General features: G+C 63.4%; 13 protein-coding genes. 4 read left to right on the plus strand and 9 right to left on the minus strand.

Translation table 11 applies throughout. The features are described 5' to 3' along the window. Nucleotides 1–49: 49 nt before the first annotated feature. The 3 genes from preA to hydA form a co-directional block, all read right to left on the minus strand. Nucleotides 50–1324, minus strand: coding sequence for an NAD-dependent dihydropyrimidine dehydrogenase subunit PreA (preA, locus tag GST84_09130; protein ID XGB12519.1), 1275 nt, complete (start codon nucleotides 1322–1324; stop codon nucleotides 50–52). Beyond that, nucleotides 1325–2692, minus strand: coding sequence for an FAD-dependent oxidoreductase (locus GST84_09135; GenBank protein XGB12520.1), 1368 nt, complete (start codon nucleotides 2690–2692; stop codon nucleotides 1325–1327). Between the two features lie 162 nt (nucleotides 2693–2854). Beyond that, on the minus strand, nucleotides 2855–4294 hold the full coding sequence (gene hydA, locus GST84_09140) for a dihydropyrimidinase (GenBank protein ID XGB12521.1): 1440 nt from the start codon (nucleotides 4292–4294) through the stop codon (nucleotides 2855–2857). A 343-nt stretch (nucleotides 4295–4637) separates the two neighbouring features. On the opposite strand from hydA, the gene GST84_09145 reads away from it, so the two are divergent. Next, nucleotides 4638–6155, plus strand: a complete 1518-nt coding sequence (locus tag GST84_09145) for a nitrate reductase (protein ID XGB12522.1) — start codon at nucleotides 4638–4640, stop codon at nucleotides 6153–6155. An 11-nt stretch (nucleotides 6156–6166) separates the two neighbouring features. Beyond that, nucleotides 6167–7450, plus strand: coding sequence for a hydantoinase/carbamoylase family amidase (locus GST84_09150; protein ID XGB12523.1), 1284 nt, complete (start codon nucleotides 6167–6169; stop codon nucleotides 7448–7450). Here the strand turns inward: GST84_09150 and GST84_09155 are convergent. The 3 genes from GST84_09155 to nhaB form a co-directional block, all read right to left on the minus strand. Further along, on the minus strand, nucleotides 7447–8406 hold the full coding sequence (locus GST84_09155) for a ribonuclease Z (protein ID XGB12524.1): 960 nt from the start codon (nucleotides 8404–8406) through the stop codon (nucleotides 7447–7449). The two genes, GST84_09150 and GST84_09155, sit on opposite strands and share 4 nt — an antisense overlap. Before the next feature lie 87 nt (nucleotides 8407–8493). Further along, nucleotides 8494–9039, minus strand: coding sequence for a lipocalin (locus GST84_09160; protein XGB12525.1), 546 nt, complete (start codon nucleotides 9037–9039; stop codon nucleotides 8494–8496). A 414-nt stretch (nucleotides 9040–9453) separates the two neighbouring features. Then, the gene (nhaB, locus tag GST84_09165) at nucleotides 9454–10956 is read right to left on the minus strand and encodes a sodium/proton antiporter NhaB (GenBank protein ID XGB12526.1); all 1503 of its coding nucleotides are present in this window, start codon (nucleotides 10954–10956) and stop codon (nucleotides 9454–9456) included. 150 nt (nucleotides 10957–11106) lie between these two features. Between nhaB and GST84_09170 the strand changes: the two genes are divergently transcribed. Together GST84_09170 and nudC are read left to right on the plus strand one after the other, a co-directional pair. Continuing rightward, nucleotides 11107–11919, plus strand: a complete 813-nt coding sequence (locus tag GST84_09170) for a crotonase/enoyl-CoA hydratase family protein (GenBank protein XGB12527.1) — start codon at nucleotides 11107–11109, stop codon at nucleotides 11917–11919. A gap of 36 nt (nucleotides 11920–11955) precedes the next feature. Further along, nucleotides 11956–12786, plus strand: a complete 831-nt coding sequence (gene nudC, locus GST84_09175; GenBank protein ID XGB12528.1) for an NAD(+) diphosphatase — start codon at nucleotides 11956–11958, stop codon at nucleotides 12784–12786. A gap of 68 nt (nucleotides 12787–12854) precedes the next feature. Here the strand turns inward: nudC and GST84_09180 are convergent, their stop codons facing one another. From GST84_09180 to GST84_09190, 3 genes are all read right to left on the minus strand, one after another. Continuing rightward, nucleotides 12855–13634, minus strand: a complete 780-nt coding sequence (locus GST84_09180) for a TSUP family transporter (GenBank protein ID XGB12529.1) — start codon at nucleotides 13632–13634, stop codon at nucleotides 12855–12857. Nucleotides 13635–13802: 168 nt separating this feature from the next. Next, entirely contained in the window at nucleotides 13803–14633 is an 831-nt protein-coding gene (locus GST84_09185) for an alpha/beta fold hydrolase (GenBank protein ID XGB12530.1), read from the minus strand. A 173-nt stretch (nucleotides 14634–14806) separates the two neighbouring features. Next, nucleotides 14807–16096, minus strand: a complete 1290-nt coding sequence (locus tag GST84_09190) for an FAD-dependent oxidoreductase (protein XGB12531.1) — start codon at nucleotides 16094–16096, stop codon at nucleotides 14807–14809. Nucleotides 16097–16136 lie beyond the last annotated feature (40 nt).

The raw sequence follows: 16136 nt of genomic DNA on the forward strand, positions 1-16136 counted from the left end.
TGTGGGAGCGGGCAAGCCCGCGAAGGGCTGCATGGCAGCCCCTATTGCTTCAACTGGCCTCACGGTAGGGGTTACGCGGATCCTGCGTCCAGTTCAGGTACGGCTTGCCGGTATCCTGTGCCTCCATTTCGATGCAGTCTTCCACCGGGCAGGTGATCTGGCACAGGTTGCAGCCTACGCATTCCTCCTCGATCACACTGTAGGCATGCGTGCCGTCAGCCTTCAGCGTGCTGGCAATCGCCTGGTGCGAGGTGTCCTCACACGCAATGTGGCAGCGCCCGCAGCCGATGCACGCCTCCTGGTCAATGTGCGCCACCGACTTGTAGTTGATGTCCAGGTATTTCCAGTCGGTGGTATGCCCCACCGCCTGCCCGCGGAACGCCTCGATGTTGCGGTGCCCATGCTGATCCATCCAGCGCGCCAGGCCGTCCTGCATGTCCTCGACGATACGGAAGCCATGCAGCATCGCCGCCGTGCACACCTGCACGGCACCACTGCCCAGGGCCATGAACTCGGCTGCGTCACGCCAGTTGCCGATGCCGCCAATGCCACAAATCGGCAAGCCACGCGTTTCCGGGTCGCGGGCGATTTCCGCCACCATGTTCAAGGCAATCGGCTTCACTGCCGAACCGCAGTAACCGCCATGGGTGCTCTGGTCTCCGACAATCGGGTGGGCCACCATGCGGTCCAGGTCGACGCTGGTGATCGAGTTGATGGTGTTGATCAACGACACGGCATCGGCCCCGCCCCGGTGCGCGGCGCGGGCCGACTGGCGGATATCGGTGATGTTCGGCGTAAGCTTCACGATCACCGGCAGCGCGCAGTACGTCTTGCACCAGCGGGTGACCATTTCCACATATTCCGGCACCTGGCCGACGGCCGCCCCCATGCCGCGTTCCGGCATACCGTGCGGGCAACCGAAGTTCAGCTCGATGCCATCGGCCCCGGTGGCTTCCACCAGCGGCAGGATGAACTTCCACGATTCCTCTATGCACGGCACCATCAGCGACACGATCAATGCGCGGTCGGGCCAGTCCTTCTTAACCTGGGTGATTTCACGCAGGTTGATGTCCAGTGAGCGGTCGGTGATCAACTCGATATTGTTGATCCCCTGTACCTGACGGTTGGGGCCATAGTGCGCCGAGTAGCGCGACGACACGTTGACCGCTGCAGGGTCTTCGCCCAGGGTCTTCCAGACCACGCCGCCCCAGCCGGCCTCGAAGGCACGGACCACGTTGTAGGCCTTGTCGGTTGGCGGTGCGGAGGCCAGCCAGAAGGGGTTGGGTGCCTTGATGCCGGCAAATACGATAGACAAGTCGGCCATTTACGCTGCCTCCACGTTGAGCATGAGTTGGGCATGGATGGCTTCGGCGGCCAGCTTGCCGTGTTGCACGGCCTGCACGGTAAGGTCCTGGCCCAGCGCGGTGCAGTCGCCGCCTGCGTACACGCCCGGCAGGCTGGTCTGCAGGTTTTCGTCAACGCGGATGCGCTCACCCTCGCGGGCCAGTTGCGCAGCCACCGGGTCATGGAGGCTGGCGTCGTCGAAGCGCTGGCCAATGGCCTTGAAGATCGCGTCCGCAGCCAGCTCAAAGGTTTCGCCGGTATCGCGCAGGCGGCCTTCCGCCAGTTCGGTGCGGGCAAAACGCATGCCGCGGACCTTACCGGCGTCATCCAGCAGCACGGCATCAGGGCGGGCCCAAGTGTGCAGGCGCACCTGGTTGGCTTTGGCAATGTCCTGCTCGTGGCCGGTAGCGCCCATGTCGTCGTGGCCACGGCGGTAAACCAGGTTGACGTCGCGGGCACCCAGACGGCTCATCTGCACGGCCATGTCGATGGCCGTGTTGCCAGCACCGATCACCAGGCAGCGGTCGGCCAACGGTAGCTGGCTCAGGTCATCGGCCTGGCGTAGCTCGCGGATGTATTCGGTGGCGGCGACCACACCGGGGGCTTCCTCGTCGGGCAGCCCTAGCTGGCGCACGGCATTCAGGCCGAGGCCCAGGAACACCGCGTCGTACTGATCGCGCAGTTCGCCCAGGCTGAGGTTGCCACCCAGGCGCTGGCCATGGCGGACTTCGATACCGCCAATGCCCAACAAGAAATCCACTTCACGCTGGGCATAGTCGTCTACCAGCTTGTAGCGGGCGATGCCGTACTCGTTGAGGCCGCCGGCTTTGTCGCAGGCCTCGAACACCACCACGTCATGCCCGTGCATGGCCAGGCGGTGGGCGCAGGACAGCCCTGCCGGGCCGGCGCCGACCACGGCGATACGCTTGCCGGTGGCTGCCGAGCGCTTGAACGGGTGTGCGCTGAACTGGGCGTTGTCCAGGGCGTAACGCTGCAGCTGGCCGATCAGCACCGGTGCGCATTCCTGGGCGTTATTGCGCACGCAGGCTTGCTGGCAGAGGATTTCGGTGGGGCACACGCGGGCGCAACTACCGCCAAGAATGTTGGCCGAAAGAATGCGCTCGGCAGCACCTTGCAGGTTCTCGTCACTGATGCGGTGTATGAACGAGGGGATGTCAATCTCGCTAGGGCAAGCGTTGACGCAAGGGGCGTCGTAGCAGTACAGGCAGCGTGCACTTTCCAGGGCGGCCTGGCGCGCGGTGAGGGGTGGGGCCAGATCGCTGAAGCGCTCGGCCAACTGGTCGGCGCCGGCCCGGGGGCGCGGCAAATGGTTCAGGGCGTCGATCACGGTTGTAGCCTCTCTATTTTTATGGTGCAGGCGACAGGTATTGCGGTGGATTCTGGGGGTGCTGCGCGGCCCATCTCGACGCGAGGCCGCTCTCACAGGCGATCGCGGTCCTTGTGGGAGCGGCCTTGTGTCGCGATGGACTGCACAGCAGCCCCAATGGCTTCAGCGCTGAACTGGCATCGGCCGCTGATGCTCGGCCCGGCGCCCCAGCACCTCATACACTGACGGGTACGCCGGCCGTTCCACATAGCGCCCCGCGCCCGGTTCGGCACGCAGGTCGCCATCGGCCCAGAGCACCTTGCCCTGGCTGATGGTGTGGCTTGGGATGCCGCGCACGGTGCGGCCTTCGAAAATGTTGAAGTCCACCTGCTGGTGGTGGGTTTGGGCGGAGATGGTGCGGGTGCCCTGCGGGTCCCACAGCACCAGGTCGGCATCGGCACCCACGCGGATAGCGCCCTTGCGCGGGAACAGGTTGAAGATTTTCGCCGTATTGGTAGAGGTCAGCGCGACGAATTCGTGCATCGACAGGCGCCCACTGTTGACCCCAGCATCCCACAGTACCGCCATGCGGTCCTCGATGCCGGCGGTGCCGTTGGGGATGCGGCTGAAGTCGTCGCGGCCCATGGCTTTCTGTTCGGCGCAGAAGCAGCAGTGGTCGGTGGCGGTGGTGTGCAGGTTGCCCGACTGCAAGCCGCGCCACAGCGCCTCCTGGTGTTCGCGTGGGCGGAACGGCGGGCTCATCACATAACCGGCGGCGGTGGCCCAGTCCGGGTCACGGTAGACACTGTCGTCCAGCAGCAGATGGCCGGGCAGCACCTCGCCATACACCGGCTGGCCCTTGCCTCGGGCATAGGCGATTTCATCCAGTGCCTCGCGGCTGGAAATGTGCACCAGGTACAACGGCGTGCCGAGGGTTTCAGCAATGCGGATGGCGCGGCTGGCCGCTTCGCCTTCAACCTGCGAGGGGCGCGACAGCGGGTGGGCTTCCGGCCCGGTCATGCCCTGGGCGAGCAGTTTTTTCTGCAGGTGGTACACCAGCTCGCCGTTCTCGGCATGCACGGTGGGCACCGCGCCCAGTTGCAGGCAACGCTCGAAGCTGGCCACCAAGGTATCGTCGGCGGCCATGATCGCATTCTTGTAGGCCATGAAATGCTTGAAGCTGTTCACCCCGTGCTTGGCCACCAGCTCGCCCATCTCTTCGGCCACCTGCTCGCTCCACCAGGTGATGGCGACGTGGAAGCCATAGTCGCTGGCGCTTTTCTGCGCCCAGCCACGCCAGGTGTGGAAGGCCTCCAGCAACGACTGCTGCGGGTTGGGTATGACGAAGTCGATGATCGAAGTGGTGCCGCCTGCCAGGCCCGCAGCGGTGCCGCTGAAGAAGTCCTCGCTGGCTACAGTGCCCATGAACGGCAACTGCATGTGGGTGTGCGGGTCGATGCCGCCGGGCATCAGGTACTGGCCGCTGCCGTCGAGGATCTCACAGTCGGTGGGTGGTTCGAGGTTTTGCCCGATGGCACGGATCAGGCCATCGGCACACAGGACATCGGCGGGGTAACTCTCTTCGTGGGTAACCACGGTGGCGCCACGGATCAACAGGGACATGCCGTTTTCCTCGCAGGCTGACCGGTTTTGGCCGGTTCTTTGCATTGTCATGGATGCCAGGGAGGGCAGGGCGGTCAATCCTGTCAGTCCTGACAAGATTCGAGGCTAGATGCTGATTCTGGATTCAGCAAGAAAATTTTCCCATTAATTTTGTGGTTTTTAACTAATTGATATTAAAGGGATTAATTAAGTGTGCATGCGGAGGCAGGGGCTTTAAGGGTAATTGACTGGCTTGACAAGATGAAAATCTGGTCGAGATTTCTATGCACATTCCGCGTGCGAACTCCGGTCATCGAATCAGCCTGATGAGCGAAAAATAGAAGAAAAAACTGGAGAAGGGCCTATGCAACAGAGCAGATCGGAAGTGGTCGAGCAAGATGGCCTGTTCGAGCTGTCCGAGGGCAGCGATGTCCTCGACAGCCCGCGCTACAACCCCGACATAGCACCGACCAAGGTGCACCAGCGCACTTGGAACAAATGGCACATCACCGCCCTGTGGGTGGGCATGTCCATCTGCGTACCCACCTACACCCTCGGCGGCGTGCTCACCGCCTACTTCGGCCTCAGCGTTGGCGAAGCGCTGCTGGCGATTCTGCTGGCCAACGTTATCGTGCTGATACCGCTTACCCTCAATGCCTTTCCCGGTACCAAGTACGGCATCCCGTTTCCGGTGCTGCTGCGTTCGTCGTTCGGCATTCTCGGCTCCAACGTACCGTGCCTGATCCGCGCGGTGGTGGCCTGTGGTTGGTTCGGTATTCAGACCATGTTCGGCGGGCTGGCCATTCACCTGTTCCTGGGTTCGGTGTTCGACGGCTGGAAGGCGCTGGGCGGGACGGGCGAGGTGATTGGCTTCATGATCTTCTGGTGCCTGAACCTGTGGGTGGTACTGCGCGGCGCCGAGTCGATCAAGTGGCTGGAAACGCTGTCGGCACCGCTGCTGGTGGCGGTGGGCATCGGTCTGCTGTTCTGGGCCTTGCCACACATGTCGATGACCGAACTGCTGGCCCAGCCGCCCAAGCGCCCGGAAGGGGCGAGCATGGTCAGTTACTTCTGCGCAGGGCTCACGGCCATGGTCGGCTTCTGGGCCACATTGTCACTGAACATTCCCGACTTCAGCCGCTACGCCCGCAGCCAGAAGGACCAGATTCTCGGGCAGATCTTCGGCCTGCCGCTGACCATGTTCCTGTTCGCTGCGCTGGGTGTGGTACTGACCGCCGCGTCGGCATCACTGGTGGGTGAGACGGTGTCCGACCCGGTCAGCTTGATCGGCAAGATTCAAAGCCCCTTCTGGGTGGCCCTGGCCATGGCGCTGATCGTGATCGCCACGCTGTCGACCAACACTGCGGCGAACATCGTGTCGCCGACCAATGACTTCCAGAACATTGCCCCACGCCTGATCGGGCGAAGCCGCGCGATATGGCTGACCGGCTTTATCGGCCTGGCGCTGATGGGGCATGAGCTGCTGAAGAAGCTAGGCCTGATTGTCTCCGACCTTAGCCTGGAGAGCGTGTACTCCAACTGGCTGCTGGGCTATTCCAGCTTGTTGGGGCCCATTGCCGGGATCATGGCGGTGGACTACTTCCTGATCCGCCGGCAGAAGCTGGACCTGGCCGGGCTATACCGCGACGACGTGTATCCCGCGTGGAACTGGGCCGGTTTTGCCGCCTTCGCCTTGCCAGTAGGGCTGACGGTAATGGCGATTGGCAACAGCAGTTTCAGCTGGTTCTACGACTACGGCTGGTTCACCGGCTCGTTGCTGGGCGGTGCACTGTACTACGTGCTTGGCGGTATGGCGGTACGCAGTCCTGTGGTAGCGGGCGTGCCCGCCAAGCGCCCTGAACAGACAACAAAAAAAGCCTGAAGGAGAAACCCGTGACCCCCGTCAAAGAGATCCTGAAGACCAACGCCCATCACGTCGACAGTACCCGCCTGTGGCAATCGCTGATGGACCTGGCCCGGCTCGGCGCCACCGCCAAGGGCGGTGTCTGCCGCCTGGCCTTGACCGACCTCGACCGCCAGGCCCGCGATCTGTTCGTGCAGTGGTGCGAGGCGGCCGGTTGCTCGGTCAGCATCGACGCCGTCGGCAACATATTCGCCCGCCGCCCGGGCCGTAACCCCAAGCTGCCGCCGGTGATGACCGGTAGCCATATCGACACCCAGCCCACCGGCGGCAAGTTTGATGGCTGCTTCGGGGTGATGGCCGGGTTGGAGGTGATCCGCACCCTCAACGACCTGGGCGTGGAAACCGAAGCGCCGCTCGAAGTGGTGGTGTGGACCAACGAAGAAGGTTCGCGTTTTGCGCCGTGCATGATGGGTTCAGGGGTGTTCGCCGGCAAGTTCACTCTGGAAGAAACCCTGGCCAAGCGCGATGCCCAGGGAGTCAGCGTTGGCGAAGCGTTGAACACCATTGGCTACGCCGGTTCGCGTGCGGTGTCGGGGCACCCGGTGGGGGCGTATTTCGAAGCGCATATCGAGCAGGGGCCTATCCTTGAGGACCAGGCCAAGACCATCGGCGTGGTCCTCGGCGCCCTGGGCCAGAAGTGGTTCGACCTGACCCTGCGCGGTGTTGAAGCCCATGCCGGCCCTACGCCCATGCACCTGCGCAAGGACGCCCTGGTGGGCGCAGCCGCTGTGGTGGAGGCGGTCAACCGCACGGCGCTTGCCCACCAGCCCCACGCCTGCGGCACGGTGGGTTGCCTTCAGGCGTACCCGGGCTCGCGTAACGTGATCCCGGGCGAAGTGCGCATGACCCTGGACTTCCGCCACCTCGAGGGCGAGCAGTTGAATGCGATGATTGCCGATGTGCGCGAGGTGATCGAGGCGACCTGTACCAAGCATGGCCTGAGCCATGAGCTGGTGCCCACGGCCGACTTCCCGGCGCTTTACTTCGACAAAGGCTGTGTCGACGCCGTGCGCGAATCGGCCAAGGCGTTGGGCCTGCCGCACATGGACATCGTCAGTGGAGCGGGGCATGACGCCATCTTCCTGGCCGAGCTGGGGCCGGCGGGGATGATTTTCGTGCCGTGCGAAAACGGCATCAGCCATAACGAAATCGAGAACGCCACGCCTGATGACCTGGCGGCAGGCTGTGCGGTGCTGTTACGGGCGATGCTGGCGGCGTCGGAGGCAATTGCCAGCGGGCGGCTGGCGGCCTAACCACTGGCCTCAAGACAGCCGTTACGGCCAAGGTAATAGCGCTGCAGGTCCTGCGCCAGGGTCAACTGCCCGCTGTAATGGGCGAGGGCCTCGTCGCGCACGTTGTCGATGTGCGGGCTGCGCCGTGGATCGTTCTGGTAGCGGGCGCTGAAATGCGTCAGTACCAGGTTGCGCACGCCAGCGGCCTCGGCAAGGCGTGCCACCTCCGCGGCGGTGCTGTGGCCGAACGTGCCCCCGGTGCGTTCGGCTACCGCCTGGGTGAAGGTGGCTTCGTGCACCAGTACATCCGCACCCTTGGCAACGGCTGCCAGCAGTTCTGGTTTGTCGTTGTCCCCGCACACGATCACCCGCCGTGGCGGGCGCGAAGGCCGCAGGTAGTCATTGCCGTTCAGCAGCTGCCCGTTGCACGTCACGGTCAACCCCTTGGCCAGCTCACCCCACAGCGGACCACGCGGTATGCCCTCGGCTTCCAGGCGCTGGATGTCCAGGCGGGGCTCCGGGTTGGTTTCGGTGAATACGAAACCCACGCTGGGCACCCGGTGCGACAGTTGCACGGTGGTCACCTGCAGGGTCTCGCTGCGCCATGCGCTCAACGTTTCCACGGGCAACAGGCGCAGCTCGAACGGCAGGAAGGTGTCGCTGGCAAGCAGGCCCTGGCGTACCCAGTCGTGCAGTGCGGCGGGCAGGATCACTTCCAGCGGCTGGGTGCGCCCGCTCATGCCCGCGCTGGCCAACAGGCCGGGCAGGCCGAAGCAATGGTCACCATGCACGTGGGTGATGAAGATCGCGCGCAGGTCACGGACCGAAAGCGGGGTGTGTAGCAGCCGGTGCTGGGTGCCTTCGCCACAATCGACCAGATACCAGTGGCTGCCACTGGCTTCGATCACGGCTGTGGCGCTGACATTGCGTGCCTTGGTGGGCACCCCGGCGGAGGTGCCGAGGAACAGCAGGTCCATGCTCAGGGTCCTGTTTCAGGCCAGAAGTGGCCAAGGTGATACGGGGCGCACACCTTAGCCGGATTGCCGCCCGCCGTCGACGGTCTGCTAGTTGGCCTGTCGCCAGATGAGCTTGCTGGTGTCATAACCTTGCTCCCGGGCGATTGTCAGCAGTTGCTCGCGCTGCTGGTCGGTGACTGCTGGCGTGCGCGAAAGCAGCCACAGGTACTCGCGGTTGGGGTGGCCGACCAGTGCCACGCGGTAGTCCTTGTCGTGGTACAGCACCCAGTACTCGCCCTTGGTCAGGCCCGGTGCCAGGCGGCTGAACCAGTTGTCGAAGCGCACCCACAGCTTGTCGGTGCTGCCTGGCTGCTGGAGCTCGGCAATACCCTTGGCTTCATTCCACTGGCCGTCCTTTTCCTGGCAGCGGTTGGTGACGTCGATACGGCCGTCCTCGCGCAAGCCGTAGCGCGCCTCGGACTTCACGCAGTTGCGTTGGAAGAACATCGGCAGCCGCGCCAGTTCGTACCAGGTACCCTGATAGCGCTGCAGGTCCACCTGCTGGGTGCGCGGCGGTGCCGGGTGATCGTTGCCGGCGCAGCCGAGCAGGGCCAGGGTCATGCAGGAAAGCAGCAGTGTCGTGCGCAGCGCCATGGGTGACCTCCTTGGAGTGGATGGGGCTTACTTGGGGTTTGATGCGTTCGCGGGGCAAAAGTTGTGTGGGAGTGGGGCATGTCATTAAATTGCATTGTGGCTGCGGGGGCATGTCTCAAGAGTCATTTCGACCGTGAGATCGAGCGCCGCCCGCGCGGCGCATCGCGAGCTGCGCTCGCTCCTACGTTCGTTTCGGGCCAATTATTCCTGGGGCAGAGGCGCGCGCCCGCCTCGATATTGTGTGGAACAAACAAGGCGGTCGCGCGCGCTGGTGCAGGCAATACTGGCCCGAAACAAACGTAGGAGCGAGCGCAGCTCGCGATGCGCCGCGCGGGCGGCGCTCGATCTCCCAAACAACATCCTCCTAAAGGCATGCACCTCCAAACTGATGCACCTCGCGCCAAACAGAGCACCTCACAGCCAGTACGTCACCGCCCACCACCCCAACCCGCCCATCACCACGGTATAGGGCAGCGCCATCCACACCATCCGCCCGTACGACAGCCGAATCAGCGGCGCAATGGCCGAGGTCAGCAGGAACAGGAACGCCGCCTGGCCGTTCGGCGTCGCCACGCTTGGCAGGTTGGTGCCGGTGTTGATCGCCACTGCCAGTGTTTCGAAATGCTCGCGGCTCATGCTGCCATCGAGAAATGCCTGCTTCACTTCGGTGATGTAGATGGTGGCAACGAACACATTGTCGCTGATCGCCGACAGCAAGCCGTTGGCCAGATACAGCATGCCCGGTTGCTGTTCGGTCGGCAGCGTCAGTACCCAGCTGATCAATGGGCTGAACAGCTGCTGCTGATGAATCACCGCGACCACGGCGAAGAACACCACCAACAGCGACGTGAACGGCATGGCGTCCTGGAAGGCACGGCCCAGGCGGTGCTCGTCGGTGATGCCGGTGAAGGCCGTGATCAGCACGATCACCATCAGGCCGATCAGGCCGACCTCGGCCACATGCAGGCCCAGGCAGATGATCAGGACCAGCGCGGCGAGCCCTTGTACCCACAGCGCGATGCGCTGGGCCTGGGTACGCGCGGCATCGTCTTCGGCCGCATAGGCGGTCAGCACCTGGCGCACCGGTTCGGGCATCAGCGTGCCGTAGCCGAACAGGCGCACTTTTTCCAGCAGCACGCAAGTCACCAGACCTGCACCCAGCACTGGTAGCGATACGGGCGCCACCTTGAAGAAGAAGTCGACGAAGTGCCAACTCATCTCGTGGCCGATCAGCAGGTTCTGCGGCTCGCCCACCAACGTGCAGACGCCGCCCAGGGCGGTACCCACAGCGCCATGCATCAGCAGGCTGCGCAGGAAGGCGCGGAACTGGTCGAGGTCTTCACGGTGCAGTTGCGCAACGTGGTGGTCGCTGTCCAGTGCGCTCTCCTCGCGCGGGTTGGCCCCGGACGCGACGCGGTGGTACACCGCGTAGAAGCCGACTGCGGCGCTGATGATCACCGCAGTGACTGTCAGCGCATCAAGAAACGCGGAAAGAAACGCCGACAGCACGCAAAACAGCAATGACAGAATGGCCTTTGAGCGCACCCCAAGCAAAATGCGTGAGAACAGGAACAGCAGCAGTTCTTTCATGAAGTGGATGCCGGCGACCATGAACATCAGCAGCAGGAGTACCGGGAAGTTGTGCTGCAGTTCCTCGTACAGCGCCTGCGGCGTGGTCATTTGCAGCAGCATGGCTTCGATCAGCAACAAGCCACCGGGCATCAACGGGTAGCATTTCAGGGCCATGGCCAAGGTGAAGATGAACTCAAGCACCAGTGCCCAGCCGGTCGCAACCGGGCCAATGGTTACCAACAACAGCGGGTTGAGCACCAGAAACAGGCAGATGACCACCTTGTACCAAAACGGCGACTTGCCCAGGAAACCGTGGGCGAGAGCGCCGGTCAGGGGGCGTGACATAAATATGTATCCTTATAATTCAGCGATGGCGCACGGTGCCGGATCTGCGCGTCTTAGGCAAGGTGTGCAGTCCCGTTTTTGGCACAAGTACGGCCATTGGGCTGGGTTACCATCGGTGGCATGAACCTTTTACCCACAGGAGTGCCGCCCGTGACCGAGTACAGTGCATTCAAGGTCGAACTGACCGATAGCATCGCCCACGTTCAAATCAACCGCCCGGAGAAGGTCAACGCGATGAACGCGGCTTTCTGGGAAGAGATCCTCGACATCTTCCAGTGGATCGATGACACCGATGCCGTGCGTGCTGTGGTGATCAGCGGTGCCGGCAAGCATTTCTCCGCCGGTATCGACCTGATGATGCTGGCTTCGCTGGCCGGGCAGATGGGCAAGGACGTGGGCCGCAATGCACGCTTCCTGCGCAAGACCATCCAGCGGCTGCAGGCCTCGTTCACCGCCGTGGACACGTGCCGCAAGCCGGTGCTGGCGGCGGTTCAGGGCTATTGCATTGGCGGGGCCATTGACCTGATCGCCGCCTGCGACATGCGCTACTGCAGTGTTGATGCGCAATTCTCGATCAAGGAAATCGACATGGGCATGGCTGCCGATGTTGGCACATTGCAACGTTTGCCACGCATCATCGGCGACGGCATCATGCGTGAGCTGGCGTTTACCGGGCGCAATGTCGAGGCTGACGAGGCGTTGCGTATCGGCCTGGTCAACCGAGTCTATGATGATCAGGCCGCTCTGATGGACGGCGTCTTTGCCATCGCCCGCGAGATTGCCGCAAAATCGCCGATCGCTGTGGCCGGCACCAAGGAAATGCTCAGCTACATGCGTGACCATCGCATCGACGATGGCCTGGACTACATTGCCACCTGGAACGCCGCAATGCTGCAGTCCGAAGACCTGCGCGTGGCTGTGGCGGCGCACATGAGCAAACAGAAACCGACGTTCGCCGACTGATCGGGCCGGGGGACGCGCAGTAAAGGAACCCCCGACATGTCAGCACGCTGGACTACCGCAGTACTCGACCCACAGATGACCGGGGGGCTGGCCGTGGCCCGCAGCCCTGAAGGGTTTCTGGTGGACGCCAACGGCGCGCTGTTCCCCCGCGACTGGCTCAAGCGCCAGGACCTCGACGTGCTGTGCGAACACGGCATCGGCCACTTTGACGGCCAGCCGGTATTTTTGCTGGAACTGCGCAGCGCCACCGATGTGCCCGGCTACAGCTGGCGCGGCCTGCGTGCGTTCATGCTCGAAGGCGACTCCGACACCTACAAGGTGCTGGGCTATGCCGCACAAATCGGCACCTGGGCCCGCGAGCACCGCTTCTGCGGCAGTTGCGGCCAGGCGATGACGCAAATTCGCTGGGAGCGGGCGATGTACTGCCAGCCCTGCGACCTGCGCAGCTATCCGCGTATTTCACCCAGCATGATCGTGCTGGTGACCCGCGGCGATGAAATCCTGCTGGCGCGTTCGCCACGCTTCGTCACCGGGGTGTACAGCACCTTGGCAGGTTTTGCCGAGCCGGGTGAGTCGGCCGAAGACTGTCTGGTGCGCGAAGTGCGTGAAGAAGTAGCGGTGGAGGTGCAGAACATCCAGTACGTCGGCAGCCAGTGCTGGCCGTTTCCGCATTCGATGATGCTCGGTTTCCATGCCGAGTACGCCGGTGGCGAGATTGTCATGCAACCGGACGAGATCGAGGACGCCAAGTGGTTCAGCGTTCACGACCTGCCGCCGCTGCCGGCGGGGCGGTCCATTGCCCGGTACTTGATCGATCTGTATGTTGCGCGGCGGCTGGGCTGTGATATCCCTGCTTTCCCGTCCTAGCTGCAGTGAACAATGTGCTCCGACTAGGCGCCGGGCGCAGGCAATGGTCATTCCATTGCCAAAGCCGCTCAGGCCTGCCCGAACCAGTGTTGCCACGCTAAGCGCACGGTCAACGCCAGCACCACGGTGATGAACACCGGGCGGATGAACTTGCTGCCACCGCTGATTGCCGTGCGTGCGCCGAAAAAGGCGCCGACCATCACCGACAGGCCCATGCACAGGCCAACGATGTAGTCCACCTGCCCGGAAATGATGAATACCGTCAGCGCCGCGATGTTGCTGACGAAGTTCATGCTGCGCGCCACGCCGCTGGCGCGTACCAGGTCGATGGGGTACAGCAGCAGGGTACTGACGGTCCAGAACGCCCCGGTACCCGGTCCGGCCACGCCGTCGTAGAAGCCCAGGGTGAAGCCTTGCGGCACTTGCCACTTTTTCCTGATCGGTGCATCGGCATCCAGCGGTGCCTTGGGCGTGCCGCCGAACAACAGGTAGATGCCACAGGCGAAGACGATCACCGGCAGCATCTTGTTCAGCCATTCGGCTGGCATGTAGTGGGCGATGACGGCGCCGAGCAACGCCCCGGTCAGGGTGGCGAACAATGCCGGGCGCCACTGCGCCGGATGGAACAGTTTGCGTTTGTAGTAAGTGAAACTTGCGGTGGCCGAGCCGAAGGTGGAACTGAGCTTGTTGGTGCCCAGCACCAGGTGCGGCGGCATGCCGGCAGTGAGCAGGGCCGGGGTGGTGAGCAAACCGCCGCCACCGGCGATGGCATCGATGAAACCGGCGACGAAGGCGACCAGGGCCAGGATCAGCAGGGTGAGGGGTTCTACGGTAAGTTCGAAGGGCATGGAGTTTTGGCAGGCAGGGAGGCAAGGAGGCGGCAAAGTGCCGCACTAGAAGGGAAGCATGGTAATCCTGGGGAAGGTGTGTTGCCAGTACCGGCCCTTTCGCGGGTAAACCCGCATAATCCCGTAGGAGCAGGTTCACCCGCGAAAGGGCTGGTACTGGCGAAAACATCAATTACGAATAAACGCCAGCAAATCCGCATTGATCACATCGGCATGGGTGGTCGGCATGCCATGCGGGTAGCCTTTGTAGGTTTTCAGCGTGCCATTGGGCAGCAGCTTGGCCGACAGCACCCCGGAATTCTCATACGGCACGATCTGGTCGTCGTCGCCGTGCATCACCAGCACGGGCTGCTTGATGCCCTTGAGGTCCTCGGTGAAATCGGTCTGGGAAAACGCCACGATGCCATCGTAATGGGCCTTTGCACTGCCGATCATGCCTTGGCGCCACCAGTTGCCAATGATGCCTTCGCTGGCTTCGGCCCCAGGGCGGTTGTAGCCGTAGAACGGCCCTGCTGGCACGTCCCGGTAGAATTGCGCCCGGTTGCTGGCAACCTGGGCCTGGAAACCGTCGAATACCGACTTGGGCAGGCCACCGGGGTTGCCGGGGGTTTGCACCATCAAAGGGGGTACGGCCGCGATCAGCACGGCCTTGGCCACCTTGTCTTCAGGGTGCCGAGCCATGTAGCGCACCACTTCGCCGCCGCCGGTCGAGTGGCCGACATGCACGGCGCCCTGGGTGCCCAGGTGGGCAACCACTGCGGCTACGTCGTCGGCATAGTGGTCCATGTCGTGGCCGTCCCATACCTGGCTGGAGCGGCCATGGCCCCGCCGGTCGTGGGCGACCACGCGGTAACCCTGGGCGAGGAAGAACAGCATCTGCGCGTCCCAGTCATCGGCACTGAGCGGCCAGCCGTGGTGGAAGTGGATCACCGGCGCATCGCGCGGGCCCCAGTCCTTGTAGAAGATCTGTACACCGTCCTTCGTGGTTACATAGCTCATGGTCGTGTCTCCTGGGTGCAGGAAGCGAAGGGAGCTATTGAGAATAGGAGGAATTTTGGCAGGTATCAGGAAGTTGTATTGCCTGTGCGGGCCTCTTCGCGGGTGAACCCGCTCCTACACTGTGAGGTCCCTTTCACCCGCGAAGAGGCCCGCACAGGCAATCCTGATGCCCTTCAGACACGGTCGCGCATGCGGTACCAGGCTTTTGCCGCAGCTTCCAAAGGCGCAGCCAGCAGGTCGCCGCCGGGGAAGCGGCCGTTGTCGATGCCTTGGTACAGCGCCAACAGGTCTTCATCGCCGAGAATGGCATCGCTGACCGCACGCGCCGCCGCCAGGGTCGGCAGTACGCCATGACCGGAGAAGCCCTGCAGCCAGTAGCGCTGGCCCTCGCGACCGACGTCCGGGGTGCGCTTGATGCTGCAATCGATGTGGCCGCCCCAGGCATAGTCGATTGCCACCCCGGCCAGTTGCGGGAACACCCGCTCCAGGTACGGGCGGGTGGCACTGGCGACGTCCTTGGGAATGCCGCCCAGGTAGGTGCAGCCACCGCCGAACAGCAGGCGGTGGTCCGGAGTGAGGCGGAAGTAGTCGGGTACGAACTGGTTGTCGATCACGCAACTGTTGCGAGGTAATAGCGAATGGGCAAAGTCGGCATCCAGAGGCGCAGTGGCTACCTGGTAGGAACCGACGGGCAACAGGCGGCGCGACAGGCCCCGGTCAAGGCGGTCGATGTAGGCGTTGCAGGCCAGCACCAACACCTGGCAGCGAACTTCGCCACGGTCGGTGCGGGCGACATAGCCGTCGCGAGCCTGCTGGTAGCTGAGCACCTGGCTCTGTTCGTAGATTCGCCCGCCAGCAGCCTCGATGGTACTGGCCAGGCCCTGCGCCAGTTTCAGCGGGTTGAGGTGGGCACCTTTGGCGTCGTACAGCGCGGCCTGGTAGCGCGGGCTGTCGATCCATTGCGGCAACTCGTCACGGCCGATCAGGCGCAGGGCGTCGTAACCCCATTTATGCTCGGCATCATGCAGGGCCTCTTCGAGCATTTTCACCCGGCGCGGCAATACCGCAGTCCACAGGCTGCCCTGCCGGTAGTCGATGTCGAAGCCGTGGCGTTGGGGCAGTTCGCGCATCTCGTCGGCGGCCCAGCACATGCTGGCCCATAGCCGTTGGGTACGTTCGAGGCCAAGGGCCTGCTCCAGCGGCGGCATGTCGCACGACCAGCCCAACAGCGCCTGGCCACCGTTGCGACCGGAGGCCGCCCAGGCAACCCGGCTGGCTTCCAGCAGCGTTACGCGTTTGCCGGCCAGGGTCAGGCGCAGGGCAGTGTGCAGGCCGCTGAAACCGGCGCCGATGATCAGCACGTCGGTGTCCTGGGGGCCTTGCAGGGTAGGGCGTAATGGGATGTTGGCGGGGTAGGTCTGGGCGTAGTAACTGGCGACGTGCTGGGCGGATTGTTTGAACATGCCGGGTTTCCGTGAAAATTATTGTGTTTATTTTCATGAA

The organism is Pseudomonas putida (genome assembly GCA_041879295.1).
Classification (GTDB): domain Bacteria; phylum Pseudomonadota; class Gammaproteobacteria; order Pseudomonadales; family Pseudomonadaceae; genus Aquipseudomonas; species Aquipseudomonas putida_Y.